The organism is Pseudomonas sp. BIGb0381 (assembly GCF_024809815.1).
Classification (GTDB): domain Bacteria; phylum Pseudomonadota; class Gammaproteobacteria; order Pseudomonadales; family Pseudomonadaceae; genus Aquipseudomonas.
On sequence record NZ_JANUEN010000004.1, the window covers coordinates 362,576 to 383,378 of the forward strand.

Below are 20,803 nucleotides of genomic sequence, written 5' to 3' on the forward strand. Positions count from 1 at the left end.
CTCTTGGGCTATGAAGTTTAGGGGTCGGCAATGTGCGTGGGTTCAAGGCAACTGACTGGCGGTCGCGGCTGTCCATTCTTTATCAATAAAGACAAAGGACAGTGTTCATGGACGCTTGGTGGCATGAAGTGTGGCAAACCCTGCAGGCCGAATTCGCCGACCTGGGCGACGCAAAACAGCTCACTCAAATTACCGTTCGCCTGCTGATCGCGGCGCTGTTGGGGGGCATCCTCGGGTTTGAGCGCGAGCACAAGGGCAAAGCTGCCGGTGTGCGCACCCATATGCTGGTCGCAATGGGCGCCGCATTATTTGTGCTGGTGCCGCAGATGTCCGGCAATCAGGCAGATGCCATGAGCCGCGTGGTGCAGGGCGTGATTGCCGGGATTGGTTTCCTGGGCGCCGGCACCATCATCAAGGGCAAGGATGATGACGAGGGGCATGTGAAGGGCCTGACTACGGCCGCCGGTTTGTGGATGACCGCTGCGATTGGGGTCTCGGCCGGATTGGGTCGGGAATCGACAGCGGTGCTGAGTACCTTACTGGCGTTGGCGGTGTTCAGTGTGATGCCAAAAATCGTCAAGCAGTTTGAAAAGGACTGACGATCACCGGCGGCATGGTTGTCGGCGGTTCCTCCACCGGCGGCGGCTCATTTTCCGGCGGTTCTTTCTCGGGAATCGGTTGCGGCTCGGTAGGCGGCAGGGTCGGGTTGTCGATATTCGGGTCTGGGGTTTCCGCGGGGATCGGGATATTCATCGGTGTGGCCTCCTTTGTGCTTTGCTCTAGCGGTGGACATTCGCAGGGGCCAATTGATTCCCCCGCCCGATGGAGTTACATCCAGCTGAACTTTTAACCTCGGCCCAAGCTCGGACCTATAGCGGCCCTGCTCAGGGAGAGCGCTGCCGTATCAGAATTTGGATCAAGCAAAGAGCGTCCACAGGGCGTAAGGGGAAGATGCTCGATGACTGCTGAAACACTGGCTACAGAAGACTCCATATTGCCGCTGTCCCAGGCGCTGTTGCTGCCCAGGATCGCGATCGAAAGCACCTCACCCGTGATCGACGGCGGCGAATTTGCCGTCAAGGCGGTAGTGGGCCAGCGGGTCAACGTCACCAGCAAGGTATTCGCCGACGGCCACGACAAGCTGGCCGTATTGATCCGCTGGCGCCCCCTGCATGAAGAAAGCTGGCACAGCGTGGTCATGAACGACGTGGGCAACAATGGCTGGGAAGGTGGGTTTACCGTCACCGTCCAAGGCCCTCACGAATACTGCATCGAGGCCTGGATCGATACCTTCACCAGCTTCTGCTACGAACTGCGTAAAAAGCATGAAGCCGGCGTGCCGGTCAGCCTGGAATTGCAGGAAGGCCGCAGCCTGGTGCTGCAGGCCGCCGAACGCAGCGACAACGAACTGCGCGACCGCCTGATGCTGTTGCATCACGAACTCTCAGGCCTGCTGGAAACCGAGCAGGTCGCGCTGTTTTTGCACGAAGACAGTGCACACTTGATGACCCAGGCCGACCACCGCGCCTACTTGAGCATCAGTACCGTCTACCCGATTGATGTGGAGCGCGAGGCGGCGCAGTTTGCCAGTTGGTACGAACTGTTTCCCCGCTCGATCACCGACGATCCTGCACGTCACGGTACGTTTAATGACGTGCACACGCGGTTGCCGATGATTCATGACATGGGTTTCGACGTGCTGTACTTCCCGCCGATCCACCCGATCGGCCGCAGCCACCGCAAGGGCAAGAACAATTCCCTGACCGCAGGCCCCGATGATCCGGGCAGCCCGTATGCCATCGGCAGCGAGGAGGGCGGCCACGAAGCCATTCACCCGCAGTTGGGCAGCCGCGAGGACTTCCGTCGCCTGGTCAAGGCCGCCGCCGAGCATGGCCTGGAGATCGCCCTGGATTTTGCCATCCAGTGCTCCCAGGACCACCCGTGGCTCAAAGAGCACCCGGGCTGGTTCAACTGGCGCCCGGACGGCACGATCAAATACGCCGAGAACCCACCGAAGAAGTATCAGGACATCGTCAACGTCGACTTCTATGCGGCGGATGCGATCCCGGGCCTGTGGACTGAACTGCGCGACATCGTGGTCGGCTGGGTGGAAGAGGGCGTGAAGACCTTTCGCGTCGACAACCCCCACACCAAGCCACTGCCCTTTTGGCAGTGGCTGATCGCCGATGTACGGGCAAAGCATCCCGAGGTGATCTTCCTCGCCGAAGCATTCACCACCCCGGCGATGATGGCGCGCCTGGGCAAGGTCGGTTACTCCCAGAGCTATACCTATTTCACCTGGCGCAACAGCAAGGCCGAGTTGGGTGAGTACCTGACGCAATTGAACGAGTCGCCGTGGCGCGAATGCTACCGGCCGAATTTTTTCGTCAATACACCGGATATCAACCCAGGCTTCCTGCACCAATCCGGCCGCCCGGGTTTCTTGATCCGCGCGGCGCTGGCCACCATGGGCTCAGGCCTGTGGGGCATGTATTCGGGCTTTGAACTGTGCGAAGCGGCACCTGTGCCCGGCAAGGAAGAATACCTGGACTCGGAGAAATACGAGATCCGCCCTCGGGACTTCACCGCGCCCGGCAACATCATCGCCGAAATCGCCCAGCTCAACCGCATCCGCCGCCAGAACCCGGCGTTGCAGACACACCTGGGCCTGAAACTCTATAACGCCTGGAACGACAACATCCTCTACTTCGGCAAGCGCAGCGAGGATGGCAGCAACTTCATCCTGGTGGCGGTCAATCTCGACCCGTTCAATGCCCAGGAAGCCAACTTCGAGTTGCCATTGTGGGAACTGGGCCTGCCGGACGATGCGCAAACCCAGGGCGAAGACCTGATGAACGGTCATCGCTGGACCTGGTATGGCAAGACCCAGTGGACGCGGCTGGAGCCGCAGATGCCGTTCGGGATCTGGCGCATCAGCACCTCCTGAGCCTGGTGAAGATCAACATGTGGGAGGGGGCTTGCCCCCTCCCACATTGACCCGGTTCAGTCTGCAAGATTTTTCGAGTATTTCAGGAGCCTCCAATGGCGAAGAAACCCAAGGCTGCCACCTTTATCAAAGACCCGCTCTGGTACAAGGACGCGGTGATCTACCAGGTTCATGTCAAATCCTATTTCGACTCCAATAACGACGGTATCGGTGACTTTCCCGGCCTCATCGCCAAACTCGACTACATCGCCGACCTGGGTGTGAACACCATCTGGCTGTTGCCGTTCTACCCTTCGCCACGCCGCGATGACGGCTACGACATCGCCGAATACCGTGGCGTGCACAGCGACTACGGGACCATGGCCGATGCCCGGCGCTTTATCGCCGAAGCCCACAAGCGCGGGCTGCGGGTCATCACTGAGTTGGTGATCAACCACACCTCCGACCAGCACCCCTGGTTTCAGCGCGCGCGCAAGGCCAAGCCGGGCTCGGCGGCGCGGGACTTCTACGTGTGGTCCGATGACGACCAGAAATACGACGGTACCCGCATCATTTTCCTCGACACCGAAAAGTCCAACTGGACCTGGGACCCGGTCGCCGGCCAGTACTTCTGGCACCGCTTCTATTCCCACCAGCCGGACCTCAACTTCGACAACCCGCAGGTAATGAAAGCCGTGCTGTCGGTGATGCGCTATTGGCTGGACATGGGCATCGACGGCCTGCGCCTGGACGCCATCCCGTACCTGATCGAGCGCGATGGCACCAACAACGAAAACCTGCCGGAGACCCACGACGTCCTCAAACAGATCCGCGCCGAGATCGACGCCCATTACCCCGACCGCATGCTGCTCGCCGAGGCCAACCAATGGCCGGAAGACACGCAGCTGTATTTCGGTGACCGCAAGGGCGATGACGGCGATGAATGCCACATGGCGTTCCACTTCCCGCTGATGCCGCGCATGTACATGGCGCTGGCCCAGGAGGATCGCTTCCCCATCACCGATATCCTGCGCCAGACCCCGGAAATCCCCGCCAATTGCCAATGGGCGATCTTCCTGCGCAACCACGATGAATTGACCCTGGAAATGGTCACCGACAAAGAGCGTGACTACCTGTGGAACTACTACGCCGCTGACCGCCGTGCACGCATCAACCTGGGTATTCGCCGGCGCCTGGCGCCCTTGATGGAGCGTGACCGCCGCCGGGTCGAGTTGCTCAACAGCCTGCTGCTGTCTATGCCCGGCACGCCGACCCTGTATTACGGCGACGAAATCGGCATGGGCGACAACATCTACCTCGGCGACCGCGATGGGGTGCGCACGCCGATGCAGTGGTCCATCGACCGCAACGGCGGTTTCTCCCGCGCCGACCCGGCCAGCCTGGTGCTGCCACCGATCATGGACCCGCAATATGGCTACCTGTCGGTCAACGTCGAAACCCAGGCCCAGGACCCGCACTCGCTGCTGAACTGGACCCGCCGCATGCTGGCGGTGCGCAAACAGTCCAAGGCGTTTGGGCGTGGCAGCCTGAAGATGCTCTCGCCGAGCAACCGTCGCATCCTGGCGTATACCCGTGAATTCACCGGTGAAGACGGGCGTACCGAGATCATCCTGTGCGTGGCCAACGTCTCGCGCAGTGCCCAGGCCGCCGAACTGGACCTGTCGGCCTTTGCCGGCATGGTCCCGGTCGAGATGCTCGGCGGCAATGCGTTCCCGCCCATTGGCCAGCTGAATTTCCTGCTGACCCTGGCGCCGTATGGCTTCTATTGGTTCGTGCTGGCGGCGGAAAACCAGATGCCCAGCTGGCACGTGGAACCGGCGCAAAGCATGCCGGACTTCACCACCCTGGTCCTGAAGAAACGCATGGAAGAGCTGCTCGATGAGCCATGTCGCAGCACCCTGGAGCAGACTTCGCTCCCGGCCTGGCTGCCCAAGCGGCGTTGGTTTGCCGGCAAGGACACGGCCATCGACAGTGTGCGCATCGCTTACGGCGTACGCTTTGGCGACCCGCAGCACCCGGTATTGCTCAGCGAACTTGAGGTCACCGCCGGTGGCCAGGTGAGCCGTTATCAGTTGCCGTTCGGTTTCCTTGGCGAGGACCAGTTCACCAGTGCCTTGCCGCAGCAATTGGCCATGGCCCGCGTGCGACGCGTGCGTCAGGTGGGGTTGGTGACCGATGCCTTCAGCCTCGAGCACTTTATTCGCGCGGTGATCCAGGGCTTGCAGGCCGGTACCGTATTGAACAGCCAGGACGGCGACCTGCGTTTTGAAGCGACGGCGCACCTGGCCAAGCTGCAACTGACGGATGAGTCGCCCGTGCGCTACTTGTCTGCCGAGCAGTCCAACAGCTCGGTGGTGGTGGGCGAGAGTCTGGTGCTCAAGCTGATCCGCAAAGTCAGCGCCGGGGTGCACCCGGAGCTGGAAATGAGCGCCTACCTGACGGAGGCGGGTTACCCGAATATCTCGCCGCTGATGGGCTCGGTGATTCGCCATGATGCCGCAGGCCAGGACAACCTGCTGATGATTGCCCAGGGCTATCTGAGCAACCAGGGCGACGCCTGGGCGTGGACCCAGAACAACCTGGAGCGTGCCATTCGCGATGAGCTGGCCGAGGCCATCTCCGAACAGGAACAGCATTACAACGCCCTGGGCGAGCTGGCGGACTTCGCCGGGTTGCTCGGCCAGCGCCTGGGTGAAATGCACGGGGTGCTGGGCGCCAAAACCACCAACAAAGACTTCAAACCCGAGCTCACCACGGCCAAGGACACCCAGGCCTGGGCCAAGGACGTTGGGGCACAGATCGACCGTGCCCTGCAATTGCTCAAGCTTCATCAAAGCCAATTGAACCCTGCCGATCAGGCATTGGTCAGTGAATTGCTGGGCCAGAAAAAAGCCATCGGCGCGCATGTCCAGGCCCTGGCGAAAGCCACGTTGGGCGGGTTGCGCATTCGTGTCCATGGTGACTTGCACCTGGGCCAGGTGCTGGTGGTCAAAGGTGATGCCTACCTGATCGACTTTGAAGGCGAACCGGCGCGGCCGCTGCATGAACGGCGCGGCAAGCACAGCCCGTATAAAGATGTGAGTGGTGTGCTGCGCTCCTTTGATTACGCGGCGGCCATGGCCTTGAACGTACAAGGGGTGGACCACTCGCCCGAAGCGGACCATGCGCGCAGACGCGTGACGGATCGCTACCTGAAAGAGGCCCGCCAGGCATTTATCCAGGCTTATCAGGCCGCTGCGTCTACACTGGCGCATGACTGGCAGGATGCCAAGGGCCAGGACGCCGCGCTGACGTTGTTCAGCCTGGAGAAGGCCGCGTATGAAGTGGCTTACGAAGCGGAAAACCGCCCAACCTGGTTGCCGGTGCCTCTACAGGGCTTGCACGGGTTGTTGAGCGGGCTTACATCTAAATCGAACACTGCACGCGGTGGGGAGACGTCATGAGCTTTACGAATAAAGAACCGCTGCAACCGAAGTTGACAGCCATGCCGGCGTCCAAGGACGTCGAAGCGCTGGTGCGCGCCGAGCACCACGACCCGTTTTCCATTCTCGGGCCACACGATGACGAGCAGGGCGGGCAATTTATCCGCGCGTTCCTGCCGGAAGCCTTGAGCGTCCAGGTGCTGAGCCGCGATGGCGGCGAACAGCTCGGCAGCCTGGATGCGACCCAGGTGCCGGGTCTGTTCGTCGGGCAGTTCAACACTCGCCAGGCGTACGTGCTGAAAATTCAGTGGGCTGGCGGTGAGCAGATCACCGAAGACCCTTACAGCTTCCAGCAACTGTTACTGGGGGAGATGGACCTTTACCTGTTTGCCGAAGGCAATCACCGTGACCTCAGCAGCTGCCTGGGTGCCCAGGTGACCAGCGTCGATGGCGTCGACGGCGTGCGCTTTGCCGTGTGGGCGCCGAATGCGCGCCGGGTCTCGGTGGTGGGTGACTTCAATATCTGGGACGGCCGCCGCCATCCGATGCGCCTGCGGCATCCGTCGGGCGTGTGGGAAATCTTCATTCCACGCCTGCAAGCTGGCGCCGCCTACAAGTACGAAATTCTCGGCGCCAACGGCATTCTGCCGCTCAAGGCTGACCCGATGGCGCTCGCGACCCAGTTGCCGCCCGACACCGCCTCGAAAGTCGCCGCGCCATTGCAGGTGGACTGGCAGGACCACGAGTGGATGCAATCGCGAGTCGAGCGGCAGAAGGCCACGGCGCCGCTGTCGATCTACGAGTTGCATGTGGGCTCCTGGCAGTGCGAGCTGGACGAGGCGGGCGAAGTGGCGCGCCAATACAACTGGCGCGAGCTGGCGGAGCGACTGGTGCCCTATGTGCAGCAACTGGGCTTCACCCACGTTGAACTGATGCCGATCATGGAACACCCGTTCGGCGGTTCGTGGGGTTACCAGGCGCTGTCACAGTTCGCCCCGACCGCGCGCTTTGGCTCGCCGGAAGATTTCGCCTACTTCATCAACGCACTTCACCAGGCCGATATCGGCGTGATCCTCGATTGGGTGCCGGCGCATTTTCCCACCGATACCCACGGCCTGGCGCAATTCGACGGCACCGCGCTGTACGAATATGCCAACCCGCTGGAAGGCTTCCATCAGGATTGGGACACGCTGATCTACAACCTGGGCCGTACTGAAGTCCACGGTTTCATGCTGGCCTCGGCGCTGCATTGGCTCAAACACTTCCACATTGACGGTCTGCGCGTAGATGCCGTGGCGTCGATGCTGTACCGCGACTATTCGCGCAAGGCCGGCGAATGGGTGCCGAACCGCCATGGCGGGCGCGAGAACCTGGAAGCCATCGACTTCCTGCGCCACTTGAACGACGTGGTGGCGCTGGAAGCCCCCGGCGCGCTGGTGATCGCCGAAGAGTCCACCGCCTGGCCCGGCGTCAGCCAACCCACCCAACAGGGCGGCCTGGGCTTCAACTACAAATGGAACATGGGCTGGATGCACGATTCGCTGCATTACATCCAGCAGGATCCGGTGTACCGCGCCCACCACCATAACGAGCTGAGCTTCGGCCTGGTGTATGCCTGGTCCGAGCGTTTCATCCTGCCGATTTCCCACGATGAAGTGGTGCACGGCAAGCACTCGCTGATCGACAAGATGCCCGGCGACCGCTGGCAGAAGTTCGCCAACCTGCGCGCCTACCTGGCGTTCATGTGGATGCATCCGGGTAAGAAGCTGCTGTTCATGGGCTGCGAGTTCGGTCAGTGGCGCGAGTGGAACCACGATCAGCAACTGGACTGGTACTTGCTGCAGTACGCCGAGCACAAAGGCGTGCAAAAGCTGGTGGGTGACTTGAACCGCCTGTATCGCGAAGAACCGGCCCTGCACGAGCAGGACGATGCGCCCCAGGGTTTCCAGTGGCTGATCGGCGACGACGCGATCAACAGCGTCTACGCCTGGCTGCGCTGGAGCAAGGACGGCAAGCCGGTGCTGGTGGTGGCCAATTTCACCCCGGTGCCCCGTGAGGCCTACAAGGTGGGGGTACCGTTCGGCGGGCGTTGGAGCGAGGTGATCAACAGTGACGCCGATACCTACGCGGGTTCCAATTATGGCAATGGCGGTGGCGTGTTCACCGAGGATGAGCCACGCCATGGGCAACCGGTGTCGCTGTCGTTGAATCTGCCGCCGTTGGGGGTGCTGATTTTGCTGCCTGAAGCAAGTTAAAGGCTCTACCTTGCTGGATTCAGTTGTCCACGCTAGTGGCAGGGTGCCACAATGGCGCCTTTGTCATGGCAGTCGAATCAGGCGAATTTCATGAATGGCCTTGGGCATGGGCAGGACCAGGATTGTTTTATAGAGGCACAGGTGCGAACCGACCGTTTGCACCAGTTGTTTCGCCAGTCATTTGCAGCCATTTTCGGCAGCTACATGGCAGCCGCCATGCTCTGCTGGCTGTGCTGGGAGCGCTTCGATCACACGTTTATGCTGGTATGGCTGGTGCTGCTGGGCGCCTCGTCGCTGCTGCGGGTCAAGATGTTCTTGGACTGGTTCCGCTGCCCCCACAGCGAACGCACGCCGGACCGCTGGGAGCGCCGTTACTGGATCACGCTGGTGCTGTCCGCGAGCATTTGGGGGGCTGGGGCGTTCGCGCTGATGCCCACCGATGATCGGCTGTCCCAGGCGCTCGTGATGCTGTTCACCGTGGGGATGTCGGTCAGTGCCGTGTCGTGTTATTCGGCCTATCGCTACATGACCCTGGTTTCCATGGGCCTGGTGTTGCTGCCGTGCACGCTGTGGCTGCTGTTCCAGCCGTCATCGATGCAAGTGGGCATTGCCATCGCGGTCCTGGTGTTTTCCACGTATGTGGCCAGCGCCACGCGCAAGTTGTCCGGTGCTCTGGAAAAGGCCTTTCGCCTGACCCGGCAAATGGAACTCGCCCACAATATCTCGACCCGTGTCGCACAGACCGATGAGCTGACCGGCCTGATGAACCGCCGGGCGTTTTTCGAACATGCCCAATTGCTGTACACGCAATGCCGTCACAACCAGCAGCCGCTGTGCGTGCTGATGATGGACATGGACCACTTCAAGCAAATCAATGACACCTACGGCCATCAGGCCGGCGATCAGGTATTGCGCCAGATTGGCGGGGTGATCAGTGCGTCGTTCCGTAAGGCCGATGTGTATGGGCGCTTGGGCGGCGAAGAGTTTGCCGTGTTGTTGCCCAATACGTCGTTGGAAACCGCTCGGAATATTGCCGAGGATCTGATCAAGGCTATAGCTGGTTTGGCCGCCGAGCCGGTCAAAGGACTTTCAGCCAGCCTTGGAGTGGCGTTCACCCATGCCGTGGATGAGGACCTGCACACCCTGATGAATACCGCGGACAAGGCGCTTTACCGGGCCAAGGCGCTGGGCCGCAACCAGGTGGCCGTGGCGGAGTAGGGCGAGGCTCAATCCTTGTGCATGGCCTTGATCAATACCCGCGAAACCTGCTCGGCAGAGTAAGGCTTGGGCAGGAACTCGAAACCGTCATAGCCGCTGTCTGCCAGCTCTTCGCTGTAGCCCGAGGTCAGTACCACGGGCAGGTCCGCCCGGCGCTGGCGCAGCAGCTTGGCCATGGCAACGCCGGTGATACCGGGCATGACCACGTCGGAGAAGATCACATCGAAGGCCCTCCCATCGTGCCCTGCAAGGGTCAGGGCCTGTTCGGCATCGGTTACCCAGGTGGCCTGGTAGCCCAGGTCTTGAAGAATCTGGCTGGCAAACCGCCCGACCTCCAGGTTGTCCTCCACAATCAGCACCCGGCATTGTGATGCGTCGTGGGACGAAGCCAGCGTTTCCTCGCAGGGGGGTGGCAGCGCTGCTTCGGCTTCGACCTGGGGCAGATACAAGGTGAATACGCTGCCTTGGCCAGGCTTGCTGGTCACATCGATATTGCCCCCCGACTGCTTGGCGAAGCCGAAGACTTGCGACAGGCCCAGGCCGGTGCCTTTACCCACTGCCTTGGTCGTGAAGAACGGCTCGAAAATGCGTTCGACGGTCTCTTCGGGAATGCCGGGGCCGGTATCGGCGAGCGAAATGGCGACATACGCCTTACCCGACCCGGCGTCGCCGCGAATGCGGGGCAACGGCTGTTCCCCGATGACCCTCAGGATCAGAGTGCCCTGGCCATCCATTGCGTCCCGTGCATTGAGGGCGATGTTGATCAGCGCGGTTTCAAACTGGCTGGCATCGATGCGCGCAAAACACGGCTGCGAAGGCATCTCGACGCGCACATGAATGCGCGCGCCTGTCACGCTCTCCAGCATCTCGCCGATGTTCTGTACCCGCTGGCCCACGTCGAAGACTTCCGGGTTCAGCGGTTGGCGACGGGCAAAGGCGAGCAATTGGCTGGTCAACTTGCTGGCACGCTCTACGGTATCCGCCACCGCGCCCATATAGCGCTGGCGACGCTGTTCCGACAGGTCTGGCTGACGCAAGAAGTCCACCGATGAGCGAATGATCGTCAGCAGGTTGTTGAAGTCATGGGCCACGCCGCCGGTCAGTTGGCCGATGGCTTCGAGTTTCTGCGACTGGCGCAGCGCGGCTTCGGCCTTGGCCAGCGCCAGGGTGCGTTCTTCAACGCGCTGTTCCAGGGTGGTGTTCAGTTCGGCATAGGCCGCCAGCCCCTTGCGCACATCGGCATCGGCACGCACGCGTTCGATATGCGCCCAGGAGCGCTCGGTGACTTCCCGCAACAGGGCCAGGTCGTAGGGTGACCAGGTGCGTGGATTTTTGTCATGTACGGCCATCAGGGCGGTCAGGCGACCGTTCTTGATCAGTGGCATGCAGATCGTCGCCGTCACCCCCAGGGCCTGGAAGGTGGCGGATTCTTCTGGCGGCAGCTCACGCACATTGTCATGAATTACCAGGGGCTCGCCGGCCCGCAGGCATTTGACGGCCATCGCTCCGAACGCCGCCAGGCTGTAGCGGCCGATGATGCTGGGAGAACCGGGTGCGGTCCAATTGTCGCGGATGGTAAAGCCGTCTTCATCGGCGTCCATGTCGGCGTAGGCGCAATTGCTCACCTGCAGGTGCTCGGCCAGCAACCGGGTGGTGCCGGTCATGACGGCTTCGGCATCGGCGGCGTTGACCACCGCGTTGCCGATGGTGTCCAGCACCGCCAGGCGGCGTGCCAGGAACACCGTCGCGGTGGTCTCGGTGACGGTGTCGAGCATACCGACCACCTTGCCTTGGGGGTCGCGAATCGGGCTGTAGCAGAAGGTGAAGTACGCCTGTTCCCGTGCCTGGCCGCGTTCAATCACCAGGGGGAAGTTTTCAATATAGGTGGCGTGCCCTTGGAAAGCCGCATCGGCGATGGGGCTGACCTGGGGCCACACCTCGCTCCATATGTCGCTGAAGGGGCGTCCGAGGGCATAGGGCTTATTGCCCAGGATCGGAATGAACGCGTCGTTGTAGATCGTGATCAACTGCGGCCCCCAGACAATGGCTTGGGGAAAGCTTGAGGCGAAACACAGCGCGACCGTGGTCTTCAAAACGTCCGGCCACTGCTCCAACGGACCGAGAGGTGTATCGGCCCAGTGATGCTGGCGCACCCGTTCAGCCATGTCGCTGCTGCTTTGCAGCCAATTCATCATTGAGGGAACACCTTGTTTTCCAGAGTCTCAGCGCGTATTCCAGTGTGTGGCGCAGAGCTACAGACCCGGTTGAACGCTGCCAGTTCAGCGTAATTATCGGCTAGATGGCAATTTGATGCTTCATTCGTTTGAAGCGGTAGAATTCAGCGCCATTGGCCGGTGGCCCAATCCTTATTGCGTGCCGAATAAACCGGTCCAGTAAATGCCCGCATCACTCTTCGGGTCCATGGCATAAGCCGCGCCCAATTCGCGAAACTGCGGGTTCATCAGGTTCGCACAATGGCCTGGGCTCGCGAGCCAGCCGTCGACCACCTTGCGCGGGGTGTCCAGGCCGGCGGCGATATTTTCGCCGATGTTCTTCGCGATATACCCGGCCAGTTCGGCGCGGTCGCCAGGCGTGCGGCCGTCGTGGTCCAGATGGTCGAAGAAATTGCCGTTCGCCATGTTGCGCGTGTGGCTGTTGGCGGCTCCGGCCAGCTCCTCGTTCCACGACAATGGCGTGGTTGCGGTAAACGCCTGGGTACCGCACTGGCGCGGTTGGGTACGGGCAGCATTGATCAGGTCGAGCAGTTTGCGGCCCTCGGTTTGCCAATCGCCCAGGCCGCTGGACAGCAACGGGCGAGCAAGCACGATGCGCCAGTCCTGGCCGTTGTTGCTTACACCGATGTCGACGAACTGCGGGTCCAGCACCACGCGGCAGAAACTCTCGCGCACGGCTTTCATGGCCGCCTGGGCGTCCTTGGGGCCGGACAGACTGATGGCCTGCACGTTGACCATCGGGTAGGCCGCGCGGGCCAGCGCCTGCTGCAGGTCGCCGACGTTATTGGCCGGCAGCACCAGCCGTGTATCGCTGGCCAACGGTGGCAGTTCCTGGGAACCCTGGTCGCCGCAGCGCTGCACCTGGCTGCGGTACTCGTTGATCTGTTGCACCAACTGACTTTCTTCATTCGCCATCGCGCTGGCGCAGAACACCGTACTGGCGGCCAGCGTCGTGAGGCCCATCATCAATGACAGAACGCGCATGGACGTTACCCTTGAGCTTGAAAGTGCCCATGATGCGCGATGTAACCCCGTCTGGCGCAACGCCTTTTTTGTTTTTTTGCCTCAACGGGTATTCTGCGGGGCATTCCAGGCGCGGATGCGGCCCGTTGCCATCGCGATAGCCAGCAGGATCAGGCCCACGGCGACGGCGAACGTTGCATGCAGGCCGCCCGCCACGGATTGCGCGGTGGCGTGGGTGACATCCGGGGTTGCCCAGGCAAACACCGCCCCCAGGGCCGAGGTACCGAAGATCAGCCCGATATTGCGTGACAGGTTGAGCAAGCCTGCGACCGTGCCTCGGCGCGCACTGTCTACGTCGCACATCACCGCCGTGTTGTTGGCGGCCTGGAACAGGCTATAGCCCGTCGTCAGAATCACCAGCCCCGCCAGGTAGGCGATCAACCCCGAGGCCACCGACAACAGCAAGGCACCGCAAAACAGGATGCCCAACCCGGCGAACGTCATCGGTCGCCAGCCCTGGCGGTCGGTGAGGCGACCCGCCGGTACACCGCTGAGCGCCGCCACACACGGCCCGACGGCCATGGCCAGGCCCATCCATTGCGGGTCAAGCCCCAGCCCCTGGGACAGGTAGAACGGGCCGACCACAAAGGTCGCCATGATCACCGCCGCCACCAAGGCACTCATCGCCAGCCCCGTGCGCAATGGCGCGTCCTTCAAGGGCAACCAGAAGCTGGAAGGTAATCCCACTGGGCGACGATCAACCGGCAAATAGCGCCACGCGAGGCAGGCCGTGAGTACCCCCAAGGGCATGCCCACCAGAAACAGCGCGCGCCAGCCCCACACACTGAGCAATAACCCGCCAGCGGCGGGGCCCATGGCGGTACCGACGGCTGACATCGTGCCCAGCAGACCCATCACCCGGCCGGTGCGCTCCTTGGGCACCGTATCGCCGACCATCCCCAGCGCCATCGCCATCATGCTCGCCGCACCCAAGCCCTGCAGGAGGCGTGCAGCAATCAGCCAGCCCAGCGAGGGCGCGCCCGCACACAACCCACTGCCCAGCGCAAACAACAGCAGCCCGCCGAGCAGCAGCCGGCGACGGCCCAGGCGATCCCCCAGTCGGCCCGCCATGACAATCACCGCCGTGATCGCCATCAGGTAAGCGAGCACCACCCACTGCACTGCGTGAAACGACGCATCGAACGCCTGGACCAGGCTGGGCAGGCCGACATTGGCAATGCTGGTGCCGAGGGAGGCGAGCAACATGGACAGCGACAGGCTGGCAAGGCCGCCGCGTGAAGAGGTGTGCATGGGAGATTCCTTGAGTGGACGCAACTGTCATAAATCTACGACGTCGCCTAACATGGCGGAAGACGCAGGGTTTGCAGTTAATACGTGCGTCAAACGCCTGATGAGGAGCGCCGATGCCCGATCTCAATTTGCTGATCACCCTGGATGTCTTGCTGGCCGAAGGCAGTGTCGCCCGAGCGGCCAAACGCTTGCAGTTAAGCCCCTCGGCCATGAGCCGTGCGCTGGCGCGCCTGCGCGAAACCACCGGCGACCCGCTGCTGGTGCGCGCGGGGCGCGGGCTGGTGCCGACGCCGCGGGCGCTGGCGTTGCGTGAGCAGGTCAGCCGCCTGGTGCAGGACGCCCACGCGGTGCTGCGCCCGGCCTGCTCCCTGGACCTGGCCCAGGTGGAGCGCACCTTCACCTTGCGCACCAGCGAAGAGTTCGTCGAAAACTTCGGTCCCGCGTTGCTGGCGCGCATCGCACGGGAGGCTCCCGGTGTACGCCTGCGTTTCGTCAGCAAGACCGACAAGGACAGCACGTTGCTGCGCGAAGGCAGCGTCGACCTGGAAACCGGCGTGGTTGATCCCACCGCCAGCCCCGAAGTGCTGACCCAGGCGCTGTTCCGTGACCGCCTGGTGGGTGTGGTGCGCAGCGGCCATCAGCTGAGCCAGGGCGAGGTCAGTGCCCAGCGATTCGCCGAAGGTCGGCACGTCTACGTGTCCCGCCGTGGACAGGCGCGCGGCCAGGTCGACGATGCCTTGCAAGCGTTGGGCCTCACCCGGCAGATCAGCACTATCGTCGCCGGATTCGCCACGGCCATCGCCTTGGCCCGCGACACCGACCTGATTGCCAGCGTGCCCGAACGCTACACCACCCATCAGCGCGAAGGCCTGCACAGCTTTGCGTTGCCGTTGACGCTGGCACCGTTCACCGTGGCGATGCTCTGGCATCCGAGGCTGGATGCCGACCTGGCCCACCGCTGGTTACGCGGGTGTGTGCGTGAGGTGTGCGGGCACTGAACGGCCTGCAACAGGTACAATCGCCACTGCCTTGACGCGAAACCCCAGGAATCTGCATGTTCAGCCTTACCCGCTACACCACACCGTGCCCCGAGCCCATCAATGCCCAGATCCTGCAGATGGTGGTGGATAACCTCACCGACATCAGCAGCGTCGCGCTGCCGCCGAGCAACTTGCTCTACAACATCTACCAATACGCCGTCGGTTTTGAGGTGCACCTGTACCTGGAGGCGGTGGGCGGGTCGAAGGGGATTGCCGTTGAGCTGATCGTGGCGATGGTTGAGGAACAGGTGATTGGCTTTTGCCTGTATCTGCCGGTGAAAGATGATCCCGAAGCCTGTGGCATCGCTTTTATGGCGGTGCAGGCCGGCTTCAGGCGCCAGGGCGTGGCGCGCGGGATGATGGCGGACGTGCTGGTGCGCTATCCCCATGCCGAGTTGGCGTGTGCCGTGGAGAAGGTACCGGCCTTCGAGGCCATGGGCTTTCAAGTGCGGGGTGCGCGGGGCACCCAAGTGCTGATGAATACGCGGGACTACGGTACCGACGGCTTGATGGGGGTGTTGGACGTGGCGGCGATCTACAGCTCGCTGGAGGTACGCCAGATCCACACCTACCTGCTGCAAAAGCACGGCAAGCGGGCGATGGTGGATGCCGAGAAACAGCGGGACCGGCACCTCGATCAACTGGCGCGCAAGGTGCAGCTGTTCGTGGCAGGGCGTTAGCCTGGGCCTGGTAGGTGGGTTTTTTGTGGTGAGCGGGCTTGCCCCGCGTTGGGCTGCGTAGCGGCCCCAAAAAAAACGGGAGCGCTGCGCACTCCAACGCGGGGCAAGCCCGCTCGCCACAGAAGCTTCTTCAGTCTTCAGTCTTCAGCGCCGTGCGCGGTTGACCATTGCCAGGATGGTTGCCAATAGTTCCTCTTGCGCCTCTTCACGGCTGATCTCGTCACTGGCTGCGGCGTAGGACAACGCTTCCGCTGCACCCAGCATCGCCCTTAATCCTGCCTGTGATACCTGGCCAAAGGGCGCCAATGCGTCGCGGCATTTGTCGAGGAAGATCGCCTCGTACTTGCGCTTGAGCGTTTCCAGTTCCGGCGAGCTGCTCAGTGCCGCTATCACGCCCGGAATTTCCCGGCCCTGCAATAACACGCAATCGACATAGCACGAGGCGATCACGCCTGCGCGCTCTTCCAGCGTCGCGCTGCTGGCGTCGAGGGCCTCGGCAAACACCTGGTTCTGACGTCCGTCGAAGTCTTCATACAGCGCGGCGAGCAACCCGGCACGGGTGACGAAATGGTCATAGACCACCGGCTTGGTGACACCGGCCAGTTCCGCCAGGCGGCCGAGGGTCAGGGCTTCGGTGCCCTCATCACGTACCAGTTGCCAGGCCGCATCGAGTAATTGACGCAGTCGGTCTTCACGGGACAAGCGCCGACGCGGGGCAGGGGACTCACTGCTTGACATGCTTATATACCAAAAGTAACTTAATGGGCGTAACTTACTAAACGTAGCTTAAGCCCAAAGGGAGTCAAAGTCATGCACGCACTCATCGTCGTTGCCCATCACGACCCACAATCCCTCACCCACGCCGTGGCCGCGCAGGTGGCTGCCGGCCTTACGGCTGCGGGCCACACTTTCGAAATCGCCGACCTTGCGGCCGAAGGCTTCGACCCGCGCTACACCGCCGCCGACCATCGGGTACACCGCACCCACGCCACGCCCCCGGCCGACGTGCTGGCCGAACAGGCGCGGCTGGATCGCGCCGATGCCCTGGTGCTGGCGTTCCCGATCTACTGGTGGTCGCTGCCAGGCCTGCTCAAGGGCTGGGTCGACCGCGTGTTCGTCAACGGCTGGGCGATCGATTACGGCCCGGACACGCCCGTGGTGAAAAAACTGCGGCACTTGCAGGTGCACGTGCTGGCCCTCGGCGGTGCGGATGACAGTGCATTTGACCGTCATGGCTATGCCAAGGCGATGCGCACGCAGATCGACTACGGCATCTTCGATTACTGCGGGGCGAAGGTGGTCACGTCCGAGTTGTTGCTGGACTCTGAAGGCGGCGCAGCCCCGGCGCATCTGAAGACGGCCAGGGCGGTAGGCCAGAGACTGTTCGAGGCCGAGACGGTCGCCGGTTGATTCAACCTTCGCGAAACAGGTCGTGGGCGTCCAGCAGGCGATAGGCAATTTCCGGTTTTTTTTCCAGGCCCCGACGAATCGCCGCCGGGATCGCTTGCCGGGTCTTGCGGCACATGCCCGGCAGTTCGTCGATGACGATCTGGATGCCGCGCATGCTTTTGACCTCGGTGTGCCCCGGTGCGACATGCACGCGAATGCCCAATAGCTCATGCATCCGCTGTTGCATGCGCTCCAGGTCTTGCAGGCTTTGCAGGTTTTCCAGGCGCTCGATCAGGCGTTTCTCTTCCTGACGCGTCAGGCTGAGGATACGCAGGTCGGCGCCGGGGGCGTCCAGCAGTTGTTCACGGTCGCAGACACAGGCGCCGGGTGGGCAGGGTTGGCGAATTATCATGATCCTTACCTCCCCATTCCGACGCCGGTGAGTCAGTAGCTCAACGCGACCCCGAGGCTGCCCAAGGCCTTCCAGTACCCAGGATAGGTCTTGGCCACGCAGTCGGGGTCCTGAATGCGGATCCCTGCGACTTTCAAGCCCGCCAGCGCAAAGCACATGGCGATGCGGTGGTCGGCGTGGGTATCGATCAGGGCGTTGCACGACGTGCCGGCCAGCGCAGGGTCGGCCGCGACCAGCAGATCATCGCCTTCAATGCTGGCGAGGCCCGGACGGATCTCATTGAGACCGTCATGCAGTGCCTGTACGCGATCACATTCCTTGACCCGCAGGTTGGCCAGTTCGGTAAAACGCACCGGGGTGTTGTTGAACGCGGCCAGCACGGCGAGGGTCGGGATCGCGTCCTGCATCTGCGAACCCACCACGGTGGCCTGCATGTTCGGGAACTGGGCGATCACGGCCTGCGCCTTGGCGTCCGGTTGGGTGAAGGCCTGCGCGGCGACGCCGATGTCGATGCGGCCACCGGTCAACACTTCGGCAGCCCACAAGTAGGTGGCGGCGGAAGCGTCGGGTTCGATCAGGTAATCATGGGCGGTGTAGCCGGTGGGAGCCACGCGCCAGGTGGTGTCGTCGACCACATCGACCTGGGCGCCGAAGGCACGCATGCAGTCCAGGGTCAGGTCCACGTAGCCACGGGCGCCGATGTCCTTGCCGGTCAGGGCCACTTCAATCGGCGCTTCGCCGCACGCGGCCAGCATCAACAGGGCCGAGACATACTGGCTGGACAAGCCACCGTCGATCTCAAAGCGCTTGGCCTGGACCTTGCCCACGCCGTGCACCGTCACCGGTGGGCAACCGGTCGGGCTGTCGACCTGGATACCGTTCTGGCCGAGGGTGGCCAGCAGCGGGCCGATCGGGCGTTTTTGCATATAGTCGTCGCCGTCCAATACCACGGTACCTTGCACGGTAGCCACAGCGGCTGTCAGGAAGCGCATCGCGGTGCCGGCATTGCCGAGGAACAGTGGCTGCGTCGGCAATTGCAGCTTGCCGGTGCCGGTGACCACGAAGGTAGTGTCGTCCGGCTCGTCGATGGTCACGCCCATCTGGCGCAGGGCCACCGACATATGCCGGGTGTCATCGCTCTTCAAGGCGCCGCTCAGGCGGCTGGTGCCCTTGGCCAGGGCGGCCAGCAGCAGGGCGCGGTTGGTAATGGATTTGGAGCCGGGGGGCGCGACCTTGCCATTCAGGGGGAAGTTGGGCGGTGTAACGGTCACGGTTTTCTGCGAACTCAAGGTACAAGGCTCCTGATCAAGGCAAGGTGGTACGGAGTGGCCGACGGGCGGACCCGAATAATCGGCCAAAGGTGCGGTGCTTGTCGAGGTCTAGCGCTTGCTCAACCAGTAATCGTGCAGTGCCCGTGCCGCCGGTTCGATAGCGCTGACCCGTTGCTGATGCAGCTTCACATCCAGGTCGGCGGGCAACTCGAAGTTGTCCTGTTCGGCGCACCAGGAGATTTTCTCCAGCTGTGCGGCCTGCTCGGCCGGCAGTTCCGGCCAGTTGCCGATCGCCGCGCCACGGATATAGCCAAAGCACCATTCTTCGGCGAGGGTCACGTCCTGGCCCTGGTGTTCGATTTCATCGAAGCGCGCCTTGAAGCCCTCGGCGTCAGTCGCCAGTTGCCCGGCGAGCAGGTTGATATGACGCACGCACAGGTCCAGGAACTGCTTGGCCTCTTCGGCGCTTTCCCATTCCGGGTTCTGCCCACCCCAGATCGCCGGGAACCACTCTGCAATATCCACCTGTGCGGGGCTGGACACCAATGCGGTGAAGTAGCCGTCGAGCTCGGCCAGGTTCAGCACCGAATGGTCGTCGCCGTACTTCAACAGGGTTTCTTCGATGAATTCGAAATCGGCGGGGGCGAGGGGTTGGGCGTGCATGGGCATATCCTTTAAACGTCGAACGCCGCTGATGGGGCGGCTCAAAGCGCGAAGGATGGCGTGTGCCGGGGCTTTTATCCAGCGTCTTTTCCATCGCCGTTGCCAGTCCCGCTTTTGGCCGATGCGCCGTCACGTAGCCTTGTTATAGTTCGGGCCTCATCACTCGCCAGCCAGGGATCACTGCCATGTCCGAATACCAAGCTTTCGTCGTCGAACTCACCGGCAACGTTGCCCATGTGCAGATCAACCGCCCGGAAAAGATCAACGCGATGAACGCTGCGTTCTGGACCGAGATCATCGACATCTTCCAATGGGTCGAAGACACCGATGCCGTACGCGCCGTGGTGCTCAGCGGTGCCGGCAAGCATTTTTCCTCCGGCATCGACCTGATGATGCTGGCCTCGGTGGCCAATGACTTCGGCAAGGACGTGGGCCGCAATGCACGCTTGCTGCGCCGCAAGATCCTCGAGCTGCAAGCCTCGTTCAATGCCGTCGACAACTGCCGCAAGCCGGTACTGGCGGCGATCCAGGGGTACTGCATCGGTGGCGCCATCGACCTGATCAGCGCCTGCGACATGCGCTACGCCGCTGAAGACGCGCAATTCTCGATCAAGGAAATCGACATCGGCATGGCCGCCGACGTCGGCACCCTGCAACGCCTGCCACGCATCATCGGCGACGGCATGCTGCGTGAGCTGGCCTACACCGGCCGACAGTTCGGTGCCGAGGAAGCGCGCAGCATCGGCCTGGTCAATCGCGTGTATGCCGACCAGGAAAGCCTGTTGGCCGGCGTGTTTGAAATCGCCCATGAAATCGCCGCCAAGTCGCCGATTGCGGTCACCGGCACCAAAGCCATGATCAGCTATATGCGTGACCATACGGTCAATGACGGTCTGGAATACGTTGCCACCTGGAACTCGGCTATGTTGCAATCCAACGACCTGCGCGTGGCCATCGCGGCCCATATGAGTAAGCAGAAACCCGAATTCGTGGATTGA

General features: G+C 62.4%; 17 protein-coding genes. 9 read left to right on the top strand and 8 right to left on the bottom strand.

Features of this window, described 5'->3' with window-relative positions; translation table 11 throughout:
• Positions 1-107 precede the first annotated feature (107 nt).
• Entirely contained in the window at positions 108-599 is a 492-nt protein-coding gene (locus M2397_RS15005; RefSeq protein ID WP_131696551.1) for an MgtC/SapB family protein, read from the top strand.
• Here M2397_RS15005 and M2397_RS15010 read toward each other — a convergent pair.
• Complete coding sequence (locus tag M2397_RS15010) at positions 577-753, bottom strand: hypothetical protein (RefSeq protein ID WP_167655506.1); 177 nt, start codon at positions 751-753, stop codon at positions 577-579. The genes M2397_RS15005 and M2397_RS15010 overlap by 23 nt on opposite strands.
• 205 nt (positions 754-958) lie before the next feature.
• Between M2397_RS15010 and M2397_RS15015 the strand changes: the two genes are divergently transcribed.
• From M2397_RS15015 to M2397_RS15030, 4 genes are all read left to right on the top strand, one after another.
• Entirely contained in the window at positions 959-2,947 is a 1,989-nt protein-coding gene (locus tag M2397_RS15015; RefSeq protein ID WP_259243843.1) for an alpha-1,4-glucan--maltose-1-phosphate maltosyltransferase, read from the top strand.
• A gap of 95 nt (positions 2,948-3,042) precedes the next feature.
• The gene (treS, locus tag M2397_RS15020; protein ID WP_259243845.1) at positions 3,043-6,390 is read left to right on the top strand and encodes a maltose alpha-D-glucosyltransferase; all 3,348 of its coding nucleotides are present in this window, start codon (positions 3,043-3,045) and stop codon (positions 6,388-6,390) included.
• Positions 6,387-8,624 (top strand): 1,4-alpha-glucan branching protein GlgB, encoded by a 2,238-nt coding sequence (gene glgB / locus M2397_RS15025; protein ID WP_259243847.1) that lies wholly within the window; start codon positions 6,387-6,389, stop codon positions 8,622-8,624. Before treS ends, glgB begins: the two co-directional genes overlap by 4 nt.
• Positions 8,625-8,675: 51 nt before the next feature.
• Positions 8,676-9,842: a diguanylate cyclase gene (locus M2397_RS15030; protein ID WP_145337328.1), complete on the top strand. Its 1,167-nt coding sequence runs from the start codon at positions 8,676-8,678 to the stop codon at positions 9,840-9,842.
• 8 nt (positions 9,843-9,850) lie between these two features.
• Here the strand turns inward: M2397_RS15030 and M2397_RS15035 are convergent, their stop codons facing one another.
• From M2397_RS15035 to M2397_RS15045, 3 genes are all read right to left on the bottom strand, one after another.
• Positions 9,851-12,037 (bottom strand): ATP-binding protein, encoded by a 2,187-nt coding sequence (locus M2397_RS15035; protein WP_145337329.1) that lies wholly within the window; start codon positions 12,035-12,037, stop codon positions 9,851-9,853.
• A gap of 171 nt (positions 12,038-12,208) precedes the next feature.
• Entirely contained in the window at positions 12,209-13,060 is an 852-nt protein-coding gene (locus tag M2397_RS15040) for a CAP domain-containing protein (protein WP_131696545.1), read from the bottom strand.
• An 81-nt stretch (positions 13,061-13,141) separates the two neighbouring features.
• Positions 13,142-14,350 carry an MFS transporter gene (locus tag M2397_RS15045; protein ID WP_131696544.1) on the bottom strand — a complete coding sequence of 403 codons (1,209 nt, stop codon included), beginning with the start codon at positions 14,348-14,350 and terminating at the stop codon, positions 13,142-13,144.
• A 113-nt stretch (positions 14,351-14,463) separates the two neighbouring features.
• On the opposite strand from M2397_RS15045, the gene M2397_RS15050 reads away from it, so the two are divergent.
• Together M2397_RS15050 and M2397_RS15055 are read left to right on the top strand one after the other, a co-directional pair.
• Positions 14,464-15,348 carry a LysR family transcriptional regulator gene (locus M2397_RS15050; RefSeq protein ID WP_259243851.1) on the top strand — a complete coding sequence of 295 codons (885 nt, stop codon included), beginning with the start codon at positions 14,464-14,466 and terminating at the stop codon, positions 15,346-15,348.
• Between the two features lie 56 nt (positions 15,349-15,404).
• On the top strand, positions 15,405-16,070 hold the full coding sequence (locus M2397_RS15055; protein ID WP_259243853.1) for a GNAT family N-acetyltransferase: 666 nt from the start codon (positions 15,405-15,407) through the stop codon (positions 16,068-16,070).
• Positions 16,071-16,214: 144 nt separating this feature from the next.
• Here the strand turns inward: M2397_RS15055 and M2397_RS15060 are convergent, their stop codons facing one another.
• Entirely contained in the window at positions 16,215-16,808 is a 594-nt protein-coding gene (locus M2397_RS15060; protein WP_145337332.1) for a TetR/AcrR family transcriptional regulator, read from the bottom strand.
• Positions 16,809-16,880: 72 nt separating this feature from the next.
• Between M2397_RS15060 and M2397_RS15065 the strand changes: the two genes are divergently transcribed.
• Entirely contained in the window at positions 16,881-17,480 is a 600-nt protein-coding gene (locus tag M2397_RS15065; protein WP_259243855.1) for an NAD(P)H-dependent oxidoreductase, read from the top strand.
• 1 nt (position 17,481) lies between these two features.
• Here the strand turns inward: M2397_RS15065 and M2397_RS15070 are convergent, their stop codons facing one another.
• The 3 genes from M2397_RS15070 to M2397_RS15080 all read right to left on the bottom strand — a co-directional run bounded on the left by M2397_RS15070 (position 17,482) and on the right by M2397_RS15080 (position 19,805).
• On the bottom strand, positions 17,482-17,871 hold the full coding sequence (locus M2397_RS15070) for a hypothetical protein (RefSeq protein ID WP_259243856.1): 390 nt from the start codon (positions 17,869-17,871) through the stop codon (positions 17,482-17,484).
• Between the two features lie 32 nt (positions 17,872-17,903).
• Positions 17,904-19,160: a 3-phosphoshikimate 1-carboxyvinyltransferase gene (gene aroA, locus M2397_RS15075; protein ID WP_131696538.1), complete on the bottom strand. Its 1,257-nt coding sequence runs from the start codon at positions 19,158-19,160 to the stop codon at positions 17,904-17,906.
• A 90-nt stretch (positions 19,161-19,250) separates the two neighbouring features.
• A complete protein-coding gene (locus tag M2397_RS15080; protein WP_259243858.1) occupies positions 19,251-19,805 on the bottom strand; it encodes a UPF0149 family protein in 555 nt (184 codons plus the stop codon).
• A 185-nt stretch (positions 19,806-19,990) separates the two neighbouring features.
• Between M2397_RS15080 and M2397_RS15085 the strand changes: the two genes are divergently transcribed.
• Positions 19,991-20,803 (top strand): crotonase/enoyl-CoA hydratase family protein, encoded by an 813-nt coding sequence (locus M2397_RS15085; protein WP_131696536.1) that lies wholly within the window; start codon positions 19,991-19,993, stop codon positions 20,801-20,803.